20 protein-coding genes are annotated in these 21,849 nt (G+C 52.7%); 15 read left to right on the top strand and 5 right to left on the bottom strand.

Annotated features, from left to right (window positions below):
• Positions 1–110 precede the first annotated feature (110 nt).
• The 5 genes from OGY15_RS16995 (at position 111) to adrA (ending at position 4,941) form a co-directional block, all read left to right on the top strand.
• Entirely contained in the window at positions 111–1,307 is a 1,197-nt protein-coding gene (locus OGY15_RS16995; protein WP_151218588.1) for a multidrug efflux MFS transporter, read from the top strand.
• A 246-nt stretch (positions 1,308–1,553) separates the two neighbouring features.
• Positions 1,554–1,796 carry a sigma-S stabilization anti-adapter protein IraP gene (locus OGY15_RS16990; RefSeq protein ID WP_151218589.1) on the top strand — a complete coding sequence of 81 codons (243 nt, stop codon included), beginning with the start codon at positions 1,554–1,556 and terminating at the stop codon, positions 1,794–1,796.
• A 104-nt stretch (positions 1,797–1,900) separates the two neighbouring features.
• Complete coding sequence (gene phoA / locus OGY15_RS16985; protein ID WP_187259354.1) at positions 1,901–3,316, top strand: alkaline phosphatase; 1,416 nt, start codon at positions 1,901–1,903, stop codon at positions 3,314–3,316.
• Positions 3,317–3,413: 97 nt separating this feature from the next.
• A complete protein-coding gene (gene psiF, locus OGY15_RS16980; RefSeq protein WP_003830956.1) occupies positions 3,414–3,734 on the top strand; it encodes a phosphate starvation-inducible protein PsiF in 321 nt (106 codons plus the stop codon).
• A gap of 91 nt (positions 3,735–3,825) precedes the next feature.
• A complete protein-coding gene (gene adrA, locus OGY15_RS16975) occupies positions 3,826–4,941 on the top strand; it encodes a diguanylate cyclase AdrA (RefSeq protein WP_187259458.1) in 1,116 nt (371 codons plus the stop codon).
• A gap of 17 nt (positions 4,942–4,958) precedes the next feature.
• Here adrA and proC read toward each other — a convergent pair whose 3' ends face one another.
• Positions 4,959–5,768 carry a pyrroline-5-carboxylate reductase gene (gene proC, locus OGY15_RS16970; RefSeq protein ID WP_286540244.1) on the bottom strand — a complete coding sequence of 270 codons (810 nt, stop codon included), beginning with the start codon at positions 5,766–5,768 and terminating at the stop codon, positions 4,959–4,961.
• A gap of 187 nt (positions 5,769–5,955) precedes the next feature.
• Between proC and OGY15_RS16965 the strand changes: the two genes are divergently transcribed.
• The 5 genes from OGY15_RS16965 (at position 5,956) to ppnP (ending at position 8,640) form a co-directional block, all read left to right on the top strand.
• Positions 5,956–6,411: a YaiI/YqxD family protein gene (locus tag OGY15_RS16965; RefSeq protein WP_151218592.1), complete on the top strand. Its 456-nt coding sequence runs from the start codon at positions 5,956–5,958 to the stop codon at positions 6,409–6,411.
• Between the two features lie 185 nt (positions 6,412–6,596).
• On the top strand, positions 6,597–7,142 hold the full coding sequence (aroL, locus tag OGY15_RS16960) for a shikimate kinase AroL (protein WP_151218593.1): 546 nt from the start codon (positions 6,597–6,599) through the stop codon (positions 7,140–7,142).
• A 26-nt stretch (positions 7,143–7,168) separates the two neighbouring features.
• Entirely contained in the window at positions 7,169–7,360 is a 192-nt protein-coding gene (gene yaiA / locus OGY15_RS16955) for a protein YaiA (protein WP_151218594.1), read from the top strand.
• A 246-nt stretch (positions 7,361–7,606) separates the two neighbouring features.
• Positions 7,607–8,284, top strand: coding sequence for an AroM family protein (locus OGY15_RS16950; protein WP_151218595.1), 678 nt, complete (start codon positions 7,607–7,609; stop codon positions 8,282–8,284).
• Between the two features lie 71 nt (positions 8,285–8,355).
• On the top strand, positions 8,356–8,640 hold the full coding sequence (ppnP, locus tag OGY15_RS16945; RefSeq protein ID WP_151218596.1) for a pyrimidine/purine nucleoside phosphorylase: 285 nt from the start codon (positions 8,356–8,358) through the stop codon (positions 8,638–8,640).
• Between the two features lie 50 nt (positions 8,641–8,690).
• Here the strand turns inward: ppnP and rdgC are convergent, their stop codons facing one another.
• Positions 8,691–9,602: a recombination-associated protein RdgC gene (gene rdgC / locus OGY15_RS16940; protein WP_003021479.1), complete on the bottom strand. Its 912-nt coding sequence runs from the start codon at positions 9,600–9,602 to the stop codon at positions 8,691–8,693.
• Between the two features lie 91 nt (positions 9,603–9,693).
• Here rdgC and mak point away from each other — a divergent pair, with 91 nt between their 5' ends.
• A complete protein-coding gene (mak, locus tag OGY15_RS16935; RefSeq protein ID WP_151224844.1) occupies positions 9,694–10,602 on the top strand; it encodes a fructokinase in 909 nt (302 codons plus the stop codon).
• Positions 10,603–10,609: 7 nt separating this feature from the next.
• On the opposite strand, the gene araJ is transcribed toward mak, so the two are convergent.
• The 3 genes from araJ to sbcD form a co-directional block, all read right to left on the bottom strand.
• Positions 10,610–11,782 (bottom strand): MFS transporter AraJ, encoded by a 1,173-nt coding sequence (gene araJ / locus OGY15_RS16930; RefSeq protein ID WP_286540381.1) that lies wholly within the window; start codon positions 11,780–11,782, stop codon positions 10,610–10,612.
• 192 nt (positions 11,783–11,974) lie between these two features.
• Complete coding sequence (sbcC, locus tag OGY15_RS16925) at positions 11,975–15,118, bottom strand: exonuclease subunit SbcC (RefSeq protein ID WP_286540238.1); 3,144 nt, start codon at positions 15,116–15,118, stop codon at positions 11,975–11,977.
• The gene (gene sbcD / locus OGY15_RS16920) at positions 15,115–16,317 is read right to left on the bottom strand and encodes an exonuclease subunit SbcD (RefSeq protein ID WP_286540236.1); all 1,203 of its coding nucleotides are present in this window, start codon (positions 16,315–16,317) and stop codon (positions 15,115–15,117) included. The genes sbcC and sbcD overlap by 4 nt, the downstream gene beginning before the upstream one ends.
• Positions 16,318–16,511: 194 nt before the next feature.
• Here sbcD and phoB point away from each other — a divergent pair, with 194 nt between their 5' ends.
• The 4 genes from phoB to proY all read left to right on the top strand — a co-directional run bounded on the left by phoB (position 16,512) and on the right by proY (position 21,727).
• Complete coding sequence (gene phoB / locus OGY15_RS16915) at positions 16,512–17,201, top strand: phosphate response regulator transcription factor PhoB (protein ID WP_151218600.1); 690 nt, start codon at positions 16,512–16,514, stop codon at positions 17,199–17,201.
• A gap of 50 nt (positions 17,202–17,251) precedes the next feature.
• Positions 17,252–18,547: a phosphate regulon sensor histidine kinase PhoR gene (gene phoR / locus OGY15_RS16910; RefSeq protein ID WP_252837929.1), complete on the top strand. Its 1,296-nt coding sequence runs from the start codon at positions 17,252–17,254 to the stop codon at positions 18,545–18,547.
• Between the two features lie 405 nt (positions 18,548–18,952).
• Positions 18,953–20,272, top strand: a complete 1,320-nt coding sequence (gene brnQ, locus OGY15_RS16905; RefSeq protein WP_286540232.1) for a branched-chain amino acid transporter carrier protein BrnQ — start codon at positions 18,953–18,955, stop codon at positions 20,270–20,272.
• A gap of 81 nt (positions 20,273–20,353) precedes the next feature.
• Complete coding sequence (gene proY, locus OGY15_RS16900) at positions 20,354–21,727, top strand: proline-specific permease ProY (protein ID WP_151218601.1); 1,374 nt, start codon at positions 20,354–20,356, stop codon at positions 21,725–21,727.
• Positions 21,728–21,849 lie beyond the last annotated feature (122 nt).

Below are 21,849 nucleotides of genomic sequence, written 5' to 3'. Positions count from 1 at the left end.
CGGGGAGATAAAATCCTAAACTGTGATTTATCGCACCTGTGACCCCTTATTTGGCTAAGTAATTTGTTAAGCTGCTCGCAGTTTTCAGCTATTTATCGTTATGAGTCCTTATGGAATCCTGGAGAGTTAACCTTATTTCCGTGTGGTTCGGTTGCTTTTTTACCGGACTGGCGATTAGCCAAATCCTGCCTTTTTTACCGCTCTATATCTCCCAACTGGGAGTGACCTCGCATGAAGCGCTCTCAATGTGGTCCGGCTTAACGTTCAGCGTCACCTTCCTGATTTCAGCCATTGTCTCTCCGATGTGGGGCAGTTTAGCGGACCGTAAAGGACGTAAGCTGATGTTGCTGCGTGCTTCTCTGGGGATGGCGATTGCGATTTTACTGCAGGCCTTTGCCACCAACGTCTGGCAGCTTTTTCTTCTGCGTGGGGTGATGGGGTTAACTTCTGGCTATATTCCCAATGCGATGGCGCTGGTGGCCTCACAGGTACCGCGCGAACGCAGCGGATGGGCACTGAGTACACTTTCGACGGCGCAAATTAGCGGCGTCATTGGCGGGCCGCTGATGGGGGGCTTTATTGCCGATCATGTTGGTTTACGGGCAGTATTCTGTATTACCGCAGCCTTGCTGGTGGTGAGTTTCCTGGTCACGCTGTTCTTAATCAAAGAGGGCGTGCGCCCGACTATCAAAAAAAGCGAACGTCTGAGCGGTAAGGCCGTCTTTGCCTCACTGCCTTACCCGGCGCTGGTGATTAGCCTGTTTTTTACTACTATGGTTATCCAACTGTGTAACGGCTCAATTGGACCGATTCTGGCGCTGTTTATTAAATCGATGGTGCCAGACAGTTCGAATATTGCCTTTCTCAGCGGGTTGATTGCTTCGGTGCCGGGCGTCTCGGCCCTGATTTCAGCGCCCCGGCTAGGTAAGTTAGGCGACCGTATTGGGACCGAACGGATTTTAATGGCGACGTTAATCTTCGCGGTAGTGTTGTTTTTCGCCATGTCATGGGTCACCACGCCATTGCAGTTGGGAATCTTACGTTTTCTGCTCGGATTTGCCGACGGCGCAATGTTGCCCGCAGTGCAGACACTGCTGGTGAAATACTCCAGCGACCAGATAACCGGGCGAATTTTTGGTTATAACCAGTCATTTATGTACCTCGGTAACGTGGCCGGGCCATTAATGGGAGCAACGGTATCAGCAATGGCGGGCTTTCGCTGGGTGTTTATTGCCACGGCGAGCATTGTGCTTATCAATATCTGGCAACTGGCTATCGCGCTGCGACGTCGACGTAGCGTACGCTGAAGTTCTGATTAACAACGCTGCTCGTCAGCGTTGTTAATCCATAATTGTGCATTATATATCTATGTTATTATTAATTCCCATACCCTTTTATATGCAATGATTCTACGTTACTACGCCCCTCCTTATTTTGTGTTGTGATTGTTTTCGCAAAATGTTTTATTTTTTATAAAAATACAACTTTCATCCTCTAGGCAGTGGTGAGTCTTAATGATAACGTGGCTCATATTTGGTTAAGGGAATACGCAAATGAAAAATCTCATCACTGAGTTGTTACTTAAGCTCGCCCAAAAAGAAGAAGAGTCGCAAGAGCTGGCGACGCAGGTTGAAACGCTCGAGCAGGTAATCATCGAAATGCTGCGTAATATGACGTGGAACGATCGGCAAATTTTTATTCGCCAGATAGAGGATGCTGTGGCTGGGGTAGGCCGTATGCCTGCATTTCTGACCAGCATTCATAACGCAGGCGAGAGTGTGCCAAAAGCGTTTTGAGTCATCTGTGGCGCGTCGTCCACGAATTATCATAAAAGTGTCACATCAAATACTTATAGTCGCTTTGTTTTAATTTTACTGTATTTATACATGGAGAAAATAAAGTGAAACAAAGCGCACTCGCTATTGCCCTGTTACCTTTGCTGTTTACCCCGGTTATTTATGCAGAATCATCTGCTATGCCGGTTCTGGATAATCGTGCCGCTCAGGGTGATATCACCACACCGGGCGGTGCCCGCCGATTGGCTGCCGATCAAACGGCGGCTCTGCGCGATTCTCTGAACGATAAACCTGCCAAAAATATTATTCTATTGATTGGTGATGGGATGGGTGACTCAGAAATAACGGCAGCACGAAATTATGCCGAAGGCGCAGGCGGCTTTTTTAAAGGTATTGATGCTTTACCGTTGACCGGACAATACACGCATTATGCGCTGGATAAAAAAACGGGCAAACCCGATTATGTGACGGATTCTGCGGCATCCGCCACGGCGTGGACCACCGGTGTGAAAACCTATAATGGTGCTCTGGGCGTGGATATCCACGAAAAAGATCACACCACAATTCTTGAAATGGCAAAAGCAGCGGGGCTGGCGACGGGCAACGTTTCTACCGCTGAATTGCAGGATGCGACTCCGGCAGCGCTGGTTGCTCACGTGACCTCGCGTAAGTGCTATGGCCCTGACGTGACCCGTGAAAAATGTCCAACTAATGCGCTGGAAAAAGGCGGCAAAGGGTCAATCACCGAACAATTACTCAATGCCAGGGCTGACGTTACGTTGGGCGGCGGGGCAAAAACGTTTGCGGAAACCGCAGCGGCAGGCGAATGGCAGGGTAAAACATTGCGTGAACAAGCCCAGGCCCGCGGTTATCAACTGGTGAGTGATGCGGCTACGCTGGCGGCGATTACTGAAGCTAATCAGGATAAACCGCTGCTGGGTCTGTTCTCTGACGGCAATATGCCGGTACGCTGGGAAGGACCGAAGGCATCTTATCATGGCAATCTGGATAAACCGGTTGTGACCTGTGCGCCAAATCCAAAGCGTAATGACAGTGTGCCGACGCTGGCGCAGATGACGGATAAAGCGATTGAGCTGTTAAGCAAAAATGAGAAAGGTTTCTTCCTGCAAGTGGAAGGGGCGTCAATTGATAAACAGGACCACGCCGCCAACCCATGCGGACAGATTGGCGAAACGGTCGATCTGGACGAAGCGGTACAGCGCGCGCTTGCCTTTGCGAAGAAAGATGGCAACACCCTGGTAGTGGTAACCGCAGACCACGCGCATGCCAGCCAGATTGTCGCACCGGATACCAAAGCACCAGGCCTGACTCAGGCACTGAACACCAAAGATGGCGCGGTGATGGTTATTAGCTACGGTAACTCTGAAGAGGAATCTCAGGAGCACACTGGCAGCCAACTGCGAATTGCAGCCTACGGCCCGCATGCGGCGAATGTGGTTGGTTTGACCGACCAGACCGACCTGTTCTACACCATGAAAGCGGCGTTAGGACTGAAATAACCCGACGCCCGGCGGCAATACTTTTGCCGTCGGGTGGTATTTTTATCGTTAGCAGCCAAACTTACCTGTGTGTCGTCGTTCAGAAAAGGATGGTGCTATGAAAATTACATTATTAATGACGTTGCTTTTTGGTCTTATTTTTTTAACTACCGTCGGTGCTGCCGAGAAGACATTAACCCCGCAACAACAACGTATGACCACCTGCAATCAGCAGGCAACGGCGCAGACCTTAAAAGGGGATGCGCGTAAGACATATATGAGTGATTGCCTGAAAAACAGTAAATCTGCGCCTGAGGAAAAGAGCCTGACGCCGCAGCAGCAGAAAATGCGTGAATGCAACGTCAAGGCGACGGAGCAGTCCCTGAAAGGTGATGATCGTAATAAATTTATGAGCGCTTGCTTGAAAAAATCTGCGTAGCACTTACGGGTGAGCAGGTAAAATCGCTCACCCGAAATATCATACTTCCGCCGCCAGACCCCTTCCTATAATTTGGGAAATTTGTTTCAGAATATTCCCAAATACGATGAATGATGAAAACTTTTATCAAAAGAAGGTCGTCCCGAATGACGCATTTTTATCGCTTCATCAGAATGACCACCAGCGCTCCGGTCTGCGATTCGCCCGACGGATCAGGCTGCCGCGAGCGGTGGGATTGGGGGGAATGTTTTTATCTATCGCGTCGGTACTCGTTACTCAGCCCATTACCGGTGGCTGGTGGCTGTTACTGGTGGGATGGGCGTTTGTCTGGCCGCATCTGGCCTGGCAGCTGGCAAGCAAAGCTGACGATCCTCTGCATAGTGAATTTACCAACTTAAAAGCTGATGCCATTCTTGCCGGTATGTGGATAGGAATTATGGGAGTGAATCTGTTGCCATCCACGGCGCTGCTGATGATTACCTGCATCAACCTGATGGGTGCAGGGGGGATGCGAATATTCATTGCAGGCGCTGTTTTGATGGTGGTTTCATGCCTGGTGACGTTACAGTTAACCGATATCTCCGTCGCGTTCAGCAGTACTCAACTTAGCGTGCTATTGACGCTGCCGGTGCTGGTGATCTATCCGCTGATTTTTGCCTGGGTAAGTTATCAAACGGTCATCAAACTGGCGGAGCATAAGCGCCGCTTACAGGTGATGAGTACGCGAGATGGCATGACTGGAGTGTATAACCGTCGTCATTGGGAGCTGTTACTGCGTAATGAATTTGATAATTGTCGCCGCTACCAGCGTGACGCCACGTTACTGATTATCGATATTGACCATTTCAAAAGCATTAATGATACCTGGGGTCATGACGTTGGGGACCAGGCGATTGTCGCGCTGACCCGCCAGTTGCAAATGACCTTACGCGGTAGCGATGTGATAGGGCGCTTTGGTGGTGATGAATTTGCAGTGATTATGTGTGGTACGCCGGCAACCAGCGCGATAGCAGCGATGTCTCGTGTGCACGAACGACTTAGCCACTTGCGTTTATCCTGCGCGCCACAGGTTGCCCTGCGTATTAGCGTGGGCGTTGCGCCGCTGACCTCAGAAACCGAGCATTATCGGGAATGGTTAAAGTCGGCGGATATGGCTCTTTACAAAGCAAAGAATTCCGGACGTAACCGCACTGAAGCGGCGGCCTGACGTCCGGAGGTGTTGACTCAGGAGTGGCTGAGTTTTTCAGACTGTTCCATGCACTTAATCATCGCTTCGATCACTGCTGAACGGAAACCGCGTTCTTCAAGGACGCGTACCGCTTCAATGGTGGTTCCACCAGGCGAGCACACCATATCTTTCAGCTCTCCGGGATGTTTACCCGTTTCCAGCACCATCTTCGCCGAACCCATTACCGCTTGTGCCGCGAATTTATAAGCCTGTGCGCGAGGCATGCCGCCTTGTACGGCGGCGTCCGCCATTGCTTCGATAAACATAAAGACATAGGCCGGTGCTGAACCGCTGACGCCAACAACCGGGTGAATCATTGCCTCCGCAATGACTTCTGCTTCGCCAAAGCAGCGGAAGATATTCAGCACGTCGGCCGTATCTTCCGGCGTGACTAAAGCGTTCGGTGTGACGGAGGTCATTCCCGCGTTCACCAGAGACGGCGTGTTTGGCATCGCGCGAATGATTTTACGGTCATGGCCCAGCGCGCGGGCGAGTTGATCGAGGGTGACGCCTGCGGCAATTGAGACGACCAGAGAGTCTTTGTTCAGGCTGGAGGTAATTTCGCTCAGCACCTTAATCATGATGCCTGGTTTTACGGCCCCAAATACGATATCGGCGATTTGTGCGACTTCTTGTGCAGACTGCGCCGCATTAATACCGTACTGGTCGTGCAACGCAGCGACTTTATCGGGGGAGGGAGTATAGACCCAGATTTGGCCGGGGAGAACCTGGCCGCTGGCGATCATGCCGCCAAGTATCGCTTTGCCCATATTACCGCAGCCGATAAAACCAATTTTCTTGTCCATTTGTCACTCCCTATGGATGATATTCATTGTTTTATACCCTAATTACTTCAAGTAACTTGAATTATTTAAGGTAAACCGGGGAAAGCTAAGTCTAGCGCGGAAAGAATATGTGCAGAAGGATAAACAGCACTTTGCCTGAAAGTAAAAGCACGCGACAATGTGCGATTGCACATCAGTGGGAGAGGTTATGACAATATGGGTGGATGCCGATGCGTGTCCGAATGTGATCAAAGACATTTTGTACCGCGCTTCAGAGCGCATGCAAATGCCGCTTATTTTGGTAGCGAACCAAAGCCTGCGCGTCCCTGCTTCGCGTCTTATCCGTACACTACGCGTTCCCCCCGGATTTGACGTGGCGGATAACGAGATTGTGCGCCAGTGTAGCGCCGGTGATTTAGTGATCACGGCGGATATCCCGTTGGCGGCAGAAGTGATTGAAAAAGGTGCGGCGGCGCTTAATCCACGCGGCGAACGTTATACCGTAGCCACGATCCGTGAGCGTCTGATGATGCGTGATTTTATGGATACGCTACGCGCCAGCGGTATTCAGACCGGGGGACCAGACAGCCTTTCCCCTCGTGACAGGCAGCATTTTGCGGCTGAACTTGATAAGTGGTGGCTGGAAGTACAGCGGAGAAAATAAAATGTGTAATTTATTATTTACACTACATTCGTTGTGAATTCTTGTTATAGTGGGTTTTAATAGGTATCGCCACTCTATCTGTAATTTAATCTTTACGAATTGGTGATGTACTAGTTTGATGATATGATTAGATCTTTAACCGCATCAGATCCCGCTCGTTTGCGGTTCTCTGGGGAATTTCTGTGATGACGCAACCTCTATTTCTTGTTGGCCCCCGGGGGTGTGGTAAGACAACTACCGGTATGGCGCTGGCGAAGGCTATCGATTTCCAGTTTGTCGATACCGATCGCTGGTTGCAATCGCACGTGCAGATGACCGTGGCGGAGATCGTTGAAAGAGAAGGATGGGAAGGGTTTCGTGCCCAGGAGACGACCGCGCTGCAGGCCGTCACAGCCCCGGCAACGGTTATTGCGACCGGCGGCGGCATTATTCTTACCGAATTTAATCGTCACTACATGCGCAGCCACGGCGTGGTTATCTATTTAAGCGCATCGGTATCGGTACTGGTCGATCGTCTGGAGGCCACGCCTGAAGAGGGCTTGCGTCCAACCTTAACCGGTAAACCTCTGACTGAGGAAGTGCAGGAGGTTCTCGCCCAGCGCGATGTTTTGTATCGTGAGGTAGCGCACTATATCGTTGATGCCACCAATGAACCTGCGCAGGTGGTGGAAGACATTCTTGGGATACTGGCGCAGGCAGCACCACGGTTACAGGGCGGTGTCTATACTTAGTGTTCATCCAGTGAAAAGGAAGAACTATGCCGACAAAACCACCTTACCCACGTCAAGCGACCATTGTTACGGTTGAAAAAGGGACGCCAGGCCAGACGGTAACCTGGTATCAACTTCGAGCCGATCACCCTAAACCGAATTCGTTGATCAGTGAGCACCCTTCTGCGCAGGAAGCCATGGATGCCAAAAAGCGCTACGAAGACCCCAATAAAACCTGATATAAGCACCGCCCGGGCACGTGTCTTAAAAGTGCCAGTACGGGCGTGCATCACATTTTTTTAAATTTCGCCGTGTACAGTCAAAATTGAAAATTAAACAATAACAATCCAGTACTGGAATGATTTGGAATCTTTACACAATACACCGCCGATCTACTGCTACGCTTTTGAGCATTTATAGTGCAGGTCAGCGCCCGGCAATTGTCCGGGATTTCACAGCAAAGTAAGAAGACGGTGGAGCAACAAATGAGTACGTCGTTGGCTATCCTCACGATTGGCGTGGTGCCAATGTGTGAGGTGTTACCGCTCCTGACGGAATATATCGATGAACAGCACATTACTCACCACAGCCTGCTGGGGCAGATGCGGCGAGAAGATGTGATGGCTGAATACGGGGTTTCGCCCGGTGACGAGCTATTATTAACGTTGCTCAGTGACCATCAACTTGCACATGTCTCACGTCAGAAGGTGGAGCGCTCCCTGCAAAGCATTGTAGAGGTGCTGGATAACCAGGGCTTTGACGTTATCCTGCTGATGAGTACCGCCTCAATCGCTCGTCTGACCGCACGCAATAGCATTTTGCTGGAGCCGTTACGGATTATCCCGCCACTGGTGGCCTCGATTGTCGATGGGCATCAGGTCGGGGTGATTGTCCCCGTCACCGAATTACTCAAAGCCCAGACGCAAAAATGGCAGGTGCTACAAACGCCGCCAGTGTATGCCGTGGCAAATCCGATCGACGGTAGCGAAGAACAATTGATTGATGCGGGGAAAGAACTGCTGGAGCAAGGTGCGGATGTGATCATGCTGGATTGCCTTGGGTTTAATCAACGCCACCGTGATCTACTGCAAAAATCGCTGGATGTCCCGGTACTTCTGTCCAATGTGCTAATTGCCCGACTGGCTTCGGAATTGTTGACGTAATTTTGCGTGACAGGTGGAACGTCAGCCCCCTATATTGGTTGTTAACTTAATCACGAGACAGGGCCAGTTGTATGCTTCAAAGTAATGAATACTTTTCCGGCAAAGTAAAATCGATCGGTTTTACCAGCAGCAGTACTGGCCGCGCCAGTGTTGGCGTAATGGCTGAAGGTGAATATACCTTTGGTACTGCGGCGCCTGAAGAGATGACGGTCGTCAGTGGCGCACTGAACGTGTTGCTGCCAGGGGAAACAGAGTGGAAGGTGTATGCCACAGGGGACGTGTTTAACGTACCGGGCAACAGCGAGTTTCATCTGCAGGTGGCAGAGCCAACGTCCTATCTTTGCCGCTATCTGTAAGCGTAAAAATAACGAATGGCGACACTGAGCCGCCATTCGGTAAATACGGCTTAGCGCTGTGCTTCGCCGCCTAATCCTTCCACCAGACTTTTAATCAGAGCAGCCAGTTCACCCGTCATCAGGATGAAATCGGCGTCAAAACGCTGAGCATAATCTTCGCGGTCGATATCTTCGTTCTGATCGCGCAGCTCGTCGCTAAACTTCAGACGCTTAATGGAGCCGTCATCACACATAACGAACTGAATGCGCTGCTGCCAGTCGAGGGCCAGTTTGGTGACCAGTTTGCCTGCTTCGATATGCACGGCGATTTCGTCGCAGACCAGATCCTGTTTTTTCGCGCGGATCACGCCGCCGTCTTCAAGGATCGCTTTCAGTTCGGCTTCGTCCAGCAACTGGAATCCTTGTGCCGTTGTGCCGGAGCGAACCCATTCAGTCAGCGTCAGCTCAATAGGGTTTTCCATCGTCAGCGGAACGACCGGCAGCGAACCGAGGCTCTTACGCAGTAGCGCCAGCGTATCTTCCGCTTTCTTCGCGCTCGCACAGTCGACCATGATCAGATCGTTGACGGTGTCGATCCACATCATTGTCTGGCTGAAGCGGCTAAAGGCGCGCGGCAGCAATGAGTGCAGAACTTCATCTTTCAGCGAGTCTTTTTCAGTCTTCTTGAGTTTGCGACCTTGCTCAGCTTCCAGTTTGAATATTTTGGCTTCCAGCGCCTGTTTGATAACCGGCGACGGCAGAATTTTTTCTTCTTTGCGGGCGCAGATAATAATTTGGCCATTGGCGGTATGCGTTAATGCATCACTGTGCGATCCCATCGGCGGAACCCAGCCCATTTTTGCCATATCCTGGCTACCGCAAGGGGTGAACGTCATTGATGCCAGCTGCTTTTCCATCTCTTCGGCACGCAAAGAAACATCGCGGCTAAGACGGTAAACCATTAAATTTTTGAACCACAGCATGATAATTTCCACGGCCTTGTCGTTAAATCCAGCGGGCATGATAGCGAATTGTCGCTATGCTTGCATTGTTAATCGGGAAGAGGAGCAAACAGTGCGTATAGGTATCGATTTGGGCGGTACAAAAACGGAAGTTATCGCGCTTGGCGATGCGGGCGAACAGCTTTTTCGCCATCGCCTGCCTACGCCGCGTGATGATTATCGGCAAACGATAGAAACCATCGCTGCGCTGGTGGAGATGGCGGAAAAAGCCACCGGGCAGACGGGAAGCGTAGGGATGGGCATTCCCGGTTCAATATCGCCCTACACCAGAGTAGTGAAGAATGCCAACTCGACCTGGCTTAACGGGCAGCCTTTTGACAAAGACTTAAGTGCGCGTCTTAACCGCGAAGTGCGGCTGGCAAATGATGCCAACTGCCTGGCGGTTTCTGAAGCGGTGGATGGCGCAGCGGCGGGGGCGCAAACCGTGTTTGCGGTGATTATTGGCACCGGATGTGGTGCAGGCGTGGCGCTGAACGGCCGGGCGCACACGGGCGGCAACGGTACTGCGGGCGAGTGGGGACATAACCCACTGCCGTGGATGGACGAAGATGAGCTGCGTTATCGGCAGGAAGTACCTTGTTATTGCGGCAAGCAAGGCTGCATTGAAACCTTCATCTCCGGGACCGGTTTTGCCACCGATTACCAGCGTCTGAGCGGTAATCCGCTCAAGGGCAGTGAAATTATCAACCTTGTTAATGTGCGGGATGCGCTGGCAGAGCAGGCGCTGAGTCGTTATGAGCTTCGCCTGGCGAAATCATTGGCGCATGTAGTGAATATTCTTGATCCAGACGTCATTGTGCTGGGCGGCGGAATGAGTAATGTCGACAGGTTGTATCAAACCGTTCCGACGTTGATGAAGCAATTTGTTTTTGGCGGCGAGTGTGAAACGCCTGTACGCAAGGCGTTGCACGGTGACTCCAGCGGTGTACGCGGCGCAGCCTGGCTGTGGCCGCATATATAAACGGTTTCTATGTCGCGGGTGCAACCTGTTGTTGCACGCCGCGCTTCAGGCGACCATAGAGCAGCAGCGACGACATCGCAGAAAACGACAGCAGTGCCGCCGGCAGCGTCACGTAGTTGTAGGCAAATCCCAGCGTCAGCATCATGCCCCCGCAGTACGCGCCAATCGCGCTGCCGAGATTAAAGGCAATTTGCCCCCCAGCAGCACCCAGTAGCTCGCCCCCTTTAGCATTTTGCAGCAGCAAAATTTGCAGCGGTGCCGACAGGGCAAACAGACCCGCGCAGCAAATGAAAGCGAAGGTCAGCGACGCGGCTTTGATCCCGCCAAAAGCAAAGAGCAACAGCAAAGCCAGCACAATGACGAAGTCGGTAATTACCGCAATTCGCAGCGGCGTATAGCGGCCAGACAACCTACCGCTTAGCAGATTTCCCAACACCATTCCCAATCCCACCAGCATCATGATGAAAGTCATTAGCGCCTCGGAGAAGCCGGAGATGTACATCATGTACGGTTTGATGTAGCTGAACCAGGCGAAAACCCCGGCGTTACCAAACATGGTGGCGGAAAAGATGAGCCACGTGGCGGGGTTTTTTAAGAAGTGAAATTGCTCGCGCAGTTTCCCTTTTGCTTCATCGCTGATGTTGGGTACCCAAAACGCGACCGAGACTATCACCGCGATATTAAAGACGGCGATCAGCAGAAACGTGTAGCGCCAGCTAAATTCCTGACTCAACCAGGTGCCAACGGGAATGCCAATCAGATTAGCAACGGTCATTCCCGAAATCATGCCCGCGACGGCGGCGGTGACTTTTCCCGGACGAGCCAGCTTCGACAGGATAATAGCGCCAACGCCAAAAAATGCGCCATGTGGGAAGCCGGAAACCAGCCTGCCCACCGCCAGCATAAAATACGAGGAAGAGAGGGTGAAGATGGCGTTGCCAATTACGCACAGTGTGACCAGAAACAGCAAAATATGCTTGAGCGAAAAGCGATTGGAAAAGAGCGCAATAATGGGCGCGCCCAGCACCACGCCAAAGGCGTAAAACGAAATCATATGGCCAGCGGCAGGAATGGAAATTCCCACGTCCCGCGCCAGCTCAGTGAGGACACCCATGATACCAAACTCGGCCATGCCCAGCCCAAATGTTCCCAACGCTAAAGAGAAAATGACTTTTTTCATACCACCTGCCAACAAGAAAGACGCAGGATTTGCGCCATAGCGGCGAACGTTCGCTGCCAATCGGGATAGCTTGCGGATAAGCGAAGTGGAATGCCATTTCATATCCGTCCCTGAGTATGCAATATTGTGCTACATAGCGTGCTGGATAGCGCTGGCGCTTATCCAGCCTGTGAAATCATATCCGCGGGTCGATTACTCCACCGCAAACATCTTGTCGAGCTTGCTGTAGCCCAGTCCGTTGATTTTTTTAACTTTGATTTGCACCGGTATACGTTCTTTCATCGCTTCAACGTGGCTGATGACGCCAATAGTCTTGCCGGTGGCGTTGAGTGCATCCAGCGCGTCAAGAGCGGTATCCAGCGTTTCGCTATCCAGCGTGCCGAAACCTTCGTCGAGGAACAGGGAGTCAATTCGCGTTTTGTGGCTTACCAGATCGGACAACGCCAGCGCCAGCGCCAGACTGACGAGGAAGCTCTCACCGCCTGAAAGCGTACGCGTGTCACGTACCGCATCGGCCTGCCAGGTATCTACCACTTCCAGCTCCAGCGCTTCGCTGGCCTTGCGCTGCAACAGATAGCGGCCGTGAAGACGGGTTAGCTGGTTGTTGGCAAGCCAGACCAGATTATCCAGCGTTAGCCCCTGGGCGAACTTGCGGAATTTATCCCCCTCTTTTGAGCCGATCAGGGCATTCAGATAGCCCCAGTCTTCAACCTGTTGTGCGACCCTTTCAATCTCCAGCATCAGCGTCTGCTGCTGTTGGCGGTTGTCTGCATCCTGTTTGAGCTGCTGGCGAATTTCACCCTGACGCGTGGTGTTATCCCGTAACTGCTGGGTGAGCTGAGCCAGCGCGTCGCGCAGATGCTGCGCCGTCAGCGTGAGATCCACTTCTGTTGGTAGCTGCTGTTGATGAGCCGCCAGCGCTTGCTGGGCCTGATTAAGCAGCGTTTGCGCCTGCTGTCGCTGGCCTTCCAGTGATTGCTTTAACTGCTCCAGGCGGTTAAAGGTCTCTTCGTCCAGCAGGGCGGCAATAAAGGCGTCGCGATCGGCAAAGATGCTGGCCCGCAATGCGGCATCAAACTGTGCCTGGATTTCCGCGGCGCGCTGAACGTCCTGCGCCTCCTGCTGTTGCAACGTTTGCCACTGTCCCTGTAAAGAGAGGCAATCGTCGTGCACCTGCCGCCAGTTTTCCAGCGACAGATCCTCAGTGCTTTCAGATAGCGCCTCGGTTTCTGGCAGTGTTTCCAGCAGCGGAGCAAGCTGGGCTATTTGGGCCTGTAAAGCGGCCAGTTCGTTCTGGCGCTGTTGCCAAATTTGCGCTTCGTTCGCCCGTTCGCTCAGCCATGAGGCGACGTCATCCTCGGCAGGCAGGACAAGACCATGGCGTGCCAGCTCGGTGGTTAGCGTCGCCTGTCGCTGGTCAATATGTTGCTGGAGCTGAGTAATCTGTTCCGTATGCGCGGTGATTTGCGCCTGCAAGGTATGACGCAGGCTCAGCTGGTGAAGCTGCTGCTCGTGTTCTTCCTGAGCGGCAAGCCATGGGACGATATCATCCTGAGGTTGCAGCGTTATGTTGAGGCTGGCGGTGACCGTCTGCCATTCCAAAGTAAGCGCTTGCTCCTCCTGAGAAAGCGTCTGTACTTCGCGTTCATCTCGCTGAAGCTGCTGAGTTATTGCTTCGAGCTGACCGCGTAGCGTTGAACCTTCATCGGCCAGCGCTTTGACCTCTTTTTCCAGTGCTTCACGTCGCGTCTGATTCACGCTCAGTTCGAGCGTGTGATAGCGTTCAATTGCCGGATGAGCGGTCGAGCCGCAAAGCGGGCAAGGCATGCCGGATTGCAACAATGCCCGTTGGCTTTCCAGATCTTTGATGCGGGCTTCTTGCTCGCAAATGACTCTCACATCAGTAAGTTGCTGATTTTTATCTTTATAGCGCTGACGTTTTTCGGCTAATACCACGTTACGTTGCGTCAGCTCTTGCTGACGCTGCACAAGCGTGGTGCGTAACTGCGCCAGTTGCTTTTGCTTCGGTGCAATTTGCCCGCGCAGATTGCTTAACCGCTGGCGTAATGGGCGAAGCTGTGCATGCTGCGCCAGCGCCGTCGCTACCTCTTGCGGCGAAAGAGTCAGCGAGGGTTGCGTCAGCGCATCGAGCTTGCGCGTATCGTTCTCCCGTAGCTGCTGCCACTGGCGCAGTTGGGTTCTGGCGTCGGACTGCTGGGCCAGAAGCGCTTTCCATCCTGCCAGTTCGCTACTCCATAAGCGGAAGTTTTCATGTTCCTTCAGCCAGTCGGTTAACGTTTGTTGTCCGGCGAGCATGGCGGCTGACTGCGTTTGCGCCTGCTGACGAATACGACCGCGCAGCGCTAAGCTGCTTTGTAAGCGAGCATTTACTTCCTGAATCTTCTGTCTTGTGCGGTCAATAGTAGCCGTTTGTTCCTGGATTCGCTCCCAGTGCGGACGTAACGCTCTGGCTGGCAGTGCCAGGCTCAGTACCGCCAGCTGCGGCTGCGCATCTTCTTGCGCCTGAAGCACTGCCTGTAATGCCTGCTGGTGACGGTTTAAATCCGCCTGTAGCTCATTTTGCCGAATGAGCCAGTTGAGGTGCTGTTGCTGGGCTTGCTGGCTGGTAAGGTATTGTTTTTCTTCGTCAGTAAGTGCCTGCAAACTTTCCGTCAGGGACTGTACCTGCTCTGGCGCTAACAGCGCCACGCCGCTGGCCTGGGCCTGCAGTTTTTCCAGCTCCGTGCGCGCTGATTTGTGCTTTTCAAATACCATCGCCGAAATCTGTCCGTAGATCTCGGTGCCGGTCAGCTCTTCCAGCAGTTCGGCGCGCTCTTTCGGTTTGGCATTGAGAAATGCGGCAAACTGCCCCTGTGACAGCAGCATCGAGCGGGTAAAACGGCCGTAATCCAGCCCGGTAAGCTCGGCGGTCATCTCCAGTTTGTCTTTGACTTTATCGGCGAGGATTTTTCCGTCGGCGCAGCGGGCCAGCTCTACGCGCGGAACCTGCAGATTGCCCTCTGGCTGATTACGCGCCCGGTTCTGGCTCCAGAATGCGCGGTAGGCTTCGCCTCGCACCTCAAATTCCACCTCGGCCAGACACTCTGCGGTGTCGCGGGTCATCAGGTCGTTTTGCGACTGTGACACGGTATTCAGGCGCGGCGTTTCGTGGTACAGCGCAAGGCAAATTGCGTCCAGCAGGGTGGTTTTTCCCGCACCCGTGGGCCCGGTGATGGCGAACAGCCCGTTGCTGGCAAAAGGTTCTGCCGTAAAATCGACTTTCCATTCTCCCTTCAGGGAGTTGAGATTTTTCAGGCGCAGGCTGAGTATTTTCATGCTTCAGCCTCCCCCGCAAGCGTCTGTACGGTTGCGCTAAACAGCTGATTAAGCCGCTCGCGCTGCGGTTCTTCGAGTTCTTCCAGCGCCAGGCGGCGGTCAAAAACCTCCGCCACGCTCAGCTCGCTTAATGTTTCACGACGTTCATTGGCCATAATACGTTCGCGCTGTTCCCGACTGCGGCGCACCAGTAACACCTCTACCGGTAAATCTTCGGTCAAGGCCTGGATTTTACGCTGCATATCATGCAGATAGTCATCGGTGGTAATTTCAATATCCAGCCACACCGGCGGCTCTTGCTGTACGTTGCGCCACTGTTCAAGCTGGGCGGTTATGGCGGCTAGATCGCCTTTCAGTACCGCAAGTTGCTGCGTGATCGGTACGGTGATATTTTCAACGGCGCTGAGTTTCCCGGCATCAAAACTCACCAGATGCACGCATTTGTTTTTGCCGCACTCGTCAAAACTGAGCGCAATCGGCGAGCCGCAGTAGCGAATATGCTCTGTGCCACCAATAACCTGCGCCCGGTGAATATGGCCCAGCGCGATGTAGTCCGCCGGAGGGAAGTTTTGCGCCGGGAAGGCGTCCAGCGTACCGATATAAATCTCACGGACGGCGTCACTTTTACTGGCGCCGACAGTGGTCAAATGCCCGGTCGCAATGATGGGCAGATTCTGGTCACCACGTAGCGTGCAGGCGTCCTGATACTGCTGCTGGTAATAGTCGGTGATGGCTGACAGCAAATGCTGCTGTTTCTCTTGTCCGGTCAGCCCCGCCTGGCTGGTTATGATGTCGCGCGGACGTAAGAAAGGAACCGGGCACAGGATCGCCCCCGGCGTGCCGTCACGTTGCAGCAGAACCTGCGGCGCATGACCGGCGCTGGCAACGACTGTGGTGTTGAGAAACGCCAGAATATCGCGGGACTCATTGAGTGTGGCGACGGAGTCGTGGTTGCCTGCCAGTACCACCAGATGACAGCCGGTTTGCTGCAGATTAACGACAAAACGGTTATACAGCTCACGGGCATAGCTTGGCGGTGAGCCGGTATCAAAAATATCGCCTGCCACAATAATGGCATCCACCTGATGGGATTGTGCCGTTTCCAGCAGCCAGTCGAGAAAGGCATGATGTTCAGCGGCGCGGCTCTTGCTGTAGAAATTTTGGCCCAGATGCCAGTCAGACGTGTGAAGGATGCGCATAAGAGTTCCATGACGATAAAACAATGGCGGGGATTATAACCCTGCATGGGAGAGAATATCTTGTCTCCGGGCTGTCATAATTCAATGGCCTGCGTTAAACCTGGATGATCTTTTCATAAATCTGTCATAAATCTGACGCATAATGACGCCGTATTGATACTGATGATGACAAGCAACTAATAACAGGGCAAATCATGGCGAGACGTATTCTGGTCGTAGAAGATGAAGCTCCAATTCGTGAAATGGTCTGCTTCGTGCTCGAGCAAAACGGTTTTCAACCCGTAGAAGCCGAAGACTATGACAGTGCTGTGAACCAACTCAATGAACCCTGGCCGGACCTCGTCCTGCTTGACTGGATGCTTCCCGGTGGCTCGGGTCTACAGTTTATTAAACATCTCAAGCGTGAAGCGATGACGCGGGACATCCCGGTGATGATGCTGACGGCGAGGGGAGAAGAGGAAGACCGCGTTCGTGGTCTGGAAACCGGCGCGGATGACTATATTACCAAACCGTTTTCTCCTAAGGAGCTGGTGGCGCGTATTAAAGCTGTTTTGCGTCGTATTTCGCCGATGGCAGTGGAAGAGGTTATTGAGATGCAGGGGCTAAGCCTTGATCCCACCTCGCATCGCGTGATGACTGGTGATGATCCGCTGGATATGGGGCCGACCGAATTCAAGCTGTTGCACTTCTTTATGACTCACCCAGAGCGTGTCTACAGCCGCGAGCAACTCCTCAATCATGTCTGGGGAACCAATGTATACGTGGAAGACCGGACAGTCGATGTGCATATCCGCCGCTTACGTAAGGCGCTGGAGCACAGCGGACACGATCGTATGGTGCAGACGGTTCGCGGAACGGGATATCGTTTTTCGACCCGCTTCTGACTGACAAGAATCAGGGCCTGAAGGATGAGGCCGTTTAGGGAGTAAGGCGTTTGCTAGAACGATTGTCATGGAAAAGGTTGGTACTGGAGCTGATCCTGTGCTGCATACCGGCATTTATCCTTAGTGCTTTTTTTGGTTACCTGCCCTGGTTTTTACTGGCGTCGGTAACGGGCCTGCTTATCTGGCATTTCTGGAATTTATTACGTTTGTCCTGGTGGCTATGGGTCGACAGAAGTATGACGCCCCCGCCGGGGCGCGGCAGTTGGGAACCGCTGCTGCATGGGCTGCATCAAATGCAGTTGCGCAACAAAAAACGTCGTCGTGAACTGGGTAATCTGATTAAGCGCTTTCGCAGCGGGGCGGAATCGCTACCCGACGCAGTGGTGCTAACCACCGAAGAAGGCGGTATTTTCTGGTGTAACGGACTGGCTCAGCAGGTTCTTGGACTGCGCTGGCCGGACGATAGCGGGCAAAATATTCTTAACCTGCTGCGCTACCCGGAATTCACACAATATTTAAAAACGCGCGATTTTAGCCGGCCCATCAATCTGGTGCTCAATACCGGACGGCATCTGGAAATTCGCGTAATGCCCTATACCGATAAGCAATTGCTGATGGTGGCGCGCGACGTTACCCAGATGCATCAACTGGAAGGTTCACGACGTAACTTTTTCGCCAATGCCAGCCATGAACTGCGTACCCCGCTGACGGTGCTGCAAGGCTATCTGGAAATGATGCAGGAGCATCCGTTAGAAGGGACAACGCGCGAAAAAGCGCTGCATACCATGCGTGAACAAACGTACCGGATGGAAGGGTTAGTGAAGCAACTGCTAACGCTGTCAAAAATTGAGGCTGCGCCAGCGCTGCAATTGAATGAGAAGGTCGATGTGCCCATGATGCTGCGCGTGGTTGAGCACGAAGCGCAAACGCTGAGCCAGCACAAACATACGTTTACTTTTGATGTTGATAACAGCCTGAATGTGCGGGGTAACGAGGAGCAGTTGCGTAGCGCTATCTCGAATCTCGTCTATAACGCGGTGAACCATACGCCTGCGGGAACGCACATTACCGTACGCTGGCAGCATGTGCCTGCGGGGGCGGAATTTTGTGTGGAAGACAACGGTCCAGGCATTGCCGCCGAGCATATTCCACGCCTGACCGAGCGTTTTTATCGCGTAGACAAGGCGCGATCGCGGCAAACGGGCGGGAGCGGACTCGGGCTGGCCATCGTGAAGCATGCCTTGCATCATCACGACAGCCGTTTGAATATCGACAGCGAACCCGGCAAAGGGACGCGATTTAGTTTCGTGATCCCGGAACGTTTAATTGCCAAAAATAACGGTTAAGGCGTATTCGTAAGATAATCTTTCCAAAAGCCAGCGTAAGCTGGCTTTTTCTATATGGTCAATATAAGTATCCTGAATTTTACGACGTTTGGTTGTTTTTTGTTCGAACTATTACCCATACCTTTTTCCATGAAATGGTGTTTTGTGCTAACCCTATCTTTCATATCGCTATATTGTTCTGGTTTTTGGATCCCACCTTGCTTTAAAACGTTATAAGCGTTTAAATTGCGCCCCAGGTGCTGTCATACCGACTGCATTTACGCGGTAAATCGAAAAACTATTCTTCGCCGCGCCAGGTCGGGAGTGTTTCCCGCTGGAATTGAGCAAAAATGCCGCTGTATTGTCCCCCAGGGAAAGGCAAAAATTTACTATTTTCAACACCACATCCACAGGCAGTAAGACTTTATGACCCATCAGTTAAAATCGCGCGATATTATCGCTTTGGGATTTATGACATTTGCACTGTTCGTTGGTGCAGGTAACATTATCTTCCCCCCAATGGTTGGTTTGCAGGCAGGTGAACACGTCTGGACTGCGGCTTTTGGCTTTTTGATTACCGCCGTGGGTCTGCCGGTGCTTACCGTTGTCGCACTGGCGAAAGTCGGTGGCGGTGTGGACCGACTGAGCACGCCTATTGGTAAAGTCGCTGGACTGCTGCTGGCGACCGTTTGCTATCTGGCTGTTGGGCCGTTATTTGCTACCCCGCGTACCGCGACGGTCTCTTTCGAAGTCGGGATTGCACCGCTGACTGGTGACTCCGCACTGCCACTGATTATCTACAGCGTGGTCTACTTCGCGATTGTGATTCTGGTTTCGCTGTATCCCGGCAAACTGCTGGATACGGTGGGTAATTTCCTGGCTCCGCTGAAAATTCTGGCGCTGGTGGTTCTGTCTGTCGCCGCAATCGTCTGGCCAGCAGGTCCGATCAGCAATGCGATGGAAGCCTATCAAACTGCGGCGTTTTCTAATGGCTTCGTGAACGGGTATCTGACCATGGATACGCTGGGCGCGATGGTCTTTGGTATTGTTATCGTTAACGCCGCTCGCTCGCGTGGCGTTACAGAAGCGCGTCTGCTGACCCGTTACACCGTTTGGGCGGGTTTGATGGCGGGCGTGGGCTTAACGCTGTTGTATCTCGCGCTGTTCCGTCTGGGTTCAGATAGCGCGATTCTGGTCGATCAGTCTGCTAACGGCGCGGCAATTCTGCATGCGTATGTTCAGCATACCTTCGGTGGTGCAGGGAGTTTCCTGCTGGCGGCGCTGATTTTTATCGCCTGTCTGGTCACCGCGGTTGGCCTGACCTGCGCATGCGCAGAGTTCTTTGCCCAGTATGTTCCACTGTCTTATCGTACGCTGGTATTCATCCTCGGCGGCTTCTCGATGGTGGTGTCTAACCTGGGACTGAGCCATCTGATTCAGATCTCTATTCCAGTGCTGACGGCCATCTATCCGCCATGTATCGCACTGGTTGTATTAAGTTTTACCCGCTCCTGGTGGCATAATTCTTCCCGCGTCATTGCACCTGCGATGTTTATCAGCCTGATTTTTGGTATCCTTGATGGCATTAAAGCTTCTGCAATTGGCGACGTGTTACCAGCCTGGACCCAGCGTTTACCGCTGGCGGAGCAGGGGCTGGCGTGGTTGATGCCAACAGTCGTGATGGTGGTCCTGGCCGTTATCTGGGATCGCGCGGCGGGTCGACAAGTGACCTCCAGCGCACACTAATATCACTGACAATAAGTTTTAACCACGGGGCTATTAACATGGCCCCGTGGTTTTTTTATTGTGTTAACAGGTTAGGAATCGATGGAAAGTAATAACAAGCTAAAGCGTGGGCTGAGCACCCGGCACATTCGCTTTATGGCATTAGGTTCAGCAATTGGTACCGGGCTGTTCTACGGCTCGGCCGATGCCATCAAAATGGCGGGGCCAAGCGTGTTGCTGGCCTACATTATCGGCGGCGTAGCGGCGTATATTATTATGCGCGCGCTGGGCGAAATGTCAGTTCATAACCCGGCTGCCAGCTCTTTCTCGCGCTATGCGCAGGAAAACCTCGGACCGCTGGCAGGCTACATCACCGGCTGGACCTACTGTTTTGAAATCCTGATTGTCGCCATTGCCGATGTGACCGCCTTTGGTATTTACATGGGCGTCTGGTTCCCGGCGGTACCGCATTGGATATGGGTACTCAGCGTGGTGCTGATTATCTGCGCCATCAACCTGATGAGCGTGAAGGTGTTTGGCGAGCTGGAGTTCTGGTTCTCGTTCTTTAAAGTTGCCACCATTATCATCATGATTGTCGCCGGGTTCGGCATCATTATTTGGGGGATTGGCAACGGCGGGCAGCCAACCGGGATCCATAATCTGTGGAGTAACGGTGGTTTCTTCAGCAACGGCTGGCTCGGCATGGTGATGTCGCTACAAATGGTGATGTTCGCCTACGGCGGGATTGAGATTATCGGTATTACCGCAGGCGAAGCCAAAGACCCGGAAAAATCTATTCCGCGCGCCATCAATTCTGTACCGATGCGCATCCTCGTGTTTTACGTGGGGACACTGTTCGTCATTATGTCGATTTACCCGTGGAACCAGGTCGGTACCGACGGTAGTCCATTCGTTCTGACATTCCAGCATATGGGGATTACTTTTGCCGCCGGGATCCTCAACTTTGTCGTCCTGACCGCATCGCTGTCGGCGATCAACTCTGACGTCTTCGGTGTGGGTCGTATGCTGCATGGTATGGCGGAGCAGGGCAGCGCCCCGAAAATGTTTGCCAAAACGTCGCGTCGTGGCGTGCCGTGGGTCACGGTGATGGTGATGACCATTGCGCTGTTGTTTGCGGTTTATCTTAACTACATCATGCCGGAAAATGTCTTCCTGGTGATCGCCTCTCTGGCAACTTTCGCAACTGTTTGGGTGTGGATTATGATCCTGCTCTCACAAATTGCTTTCCGTCGTCGTCTGCCGCCGGAAGAGGTCAAAGCGCTGAAATTTAAAGTGCCGGGTGGGGTGGTTACGACCGTTATTGGCCTGATTTTCCTGGTCTTTATCATCGGGCTCATCGGCTACCATCCGGATACTCGCATTTCGCTGTACGTTGGCTTTGCATGGATTGTCCTGCTGCTGGCTGGGTGGGTTTTCAAGCGCCGTCGCGAGCGTCAACTGGCTGAAGCACAGTAATATTTTTGCCGGGTAGCCTGTCGTTACCCGGCAATTTTCTCCTCCCCCAAGCTCCTCCCCCAATAAACGTTAAGATGAGGAGTGATCCTGCACTTCGCTATGGCAAGGTGACGTCATTATCA

This window comes from Citrobacter sp. Cu231 (assembly GCF_030332265.1).
Lineage (GTDB): Bacteria > Pseudomonadota > Gammaproteobacteria > Enterobacterales > Enterobacteriaceae > Citrobacter > Citrobacter meridianamericanus.
This window is presented reverse-complemented; position numbering and strand designations above follow the sequence as displayed.

Coding starts and splice junctions, on each gene's coding strand:
- sbcC (WP_286540238.1), bottom strand. CDS start 15,118: ATGAAAATACTCAGCCTGCGCCTGAAAAATCTCAACTCCCTGAAGGGA.
- phoB (WP_151218600.1), top strand. CDS start 16,512: ATGGCGAGACGTATTCTGGTCGTAGAAGATGAAGCTCCAATTCGTGAA.
- aroL (WP_151218593.1), top strand. CDS start 6,597: ATGACGCAACCTCTATTTCTTGTTGGCCCCCGGGGGTGTGGTAAGACA.
- OGY15_RS16950 (WP_151218595.1), top strand. CDS start 7,607: ATGAGTACGTCGTTGGCTATCCTCACGATTGGCGTGGTGCCAATGTGT.
- yaiA (WP_151218594.1), top strand. CDS start 7,169: ATGCCGACAAAACCACCTTACCCACGTCAAGCGACCATTGTTACGGTT.
- proC (WP_286540244.1), bottom strand. CDS start 5,768: ATGGACAAGAAAATTGGTTTTATCGGCTGCGGTAATATGGGCAAAGCG.
- brnQ (WP_286540232.1), top strand. CDS start 18,953: ATGACCCATCAGTTAAAATCGCGCGATATTATCGCTTTGGGATTTATG.
- OGY15_RS16990 (WP_151218589.1), top strand. CDS start 1,554: ATGAAAAATCTCATCACTGAGTTGTTACTTAAGCTCGCCCAAAAAGAA.
- ppnP (WP_151218596.1), top strand. CDS start 8,356: ATGCTTCAAAGTAATGAATACTTTTCCGGCAAAGTAAAATCGATCGGT.
- psiF (WP_003830956.1), top strand. CDS start 3,414: ATGAAAATTACATTATTAATGACGTTGCTTTTTGGTCTTATTTTTTTA.
- sbcD (WP_286540236.1), bottom strand. CDS start 16,317: ATGCGCATCCTTCACACGTCTGACTGGCATCTGGGCCAAAATTTCTAC.
- OGY15_RS16995 (WP_151218588.1), top strand. CDS start 111: ATGGAATCCTGGAGAGTTAACCTTATTTCCGTGTGGTTCGGTTGCTTT.
- rdgC (WP_003021479.1), bottom strand. CDS start 9,602: ATGCTGTGGTTCAAAAATTTAATGGTTTACCGTCTTAGCCGCGATGTT.
- araJ (WP_286540381.1), bottom strand. CDS start 11,782: ATGAAAAAAGTCATTTTCTCTTTAGCGTTGGGAACATTTGGGCTGGGC.
- OGY15_RS16965 (WP_151218592.1), top strand. CDS start 5,956: ATGACAATATGGGTGGATGCCGATGCGTGTCCGAATGTGATCAAAGAC.
- proY (WP_151218601.1), top strand. CDS start 20,354: ATGGAAAGTAATAACAAGCTAAAGCGTGGGCTGAGCACCCGGCACATT.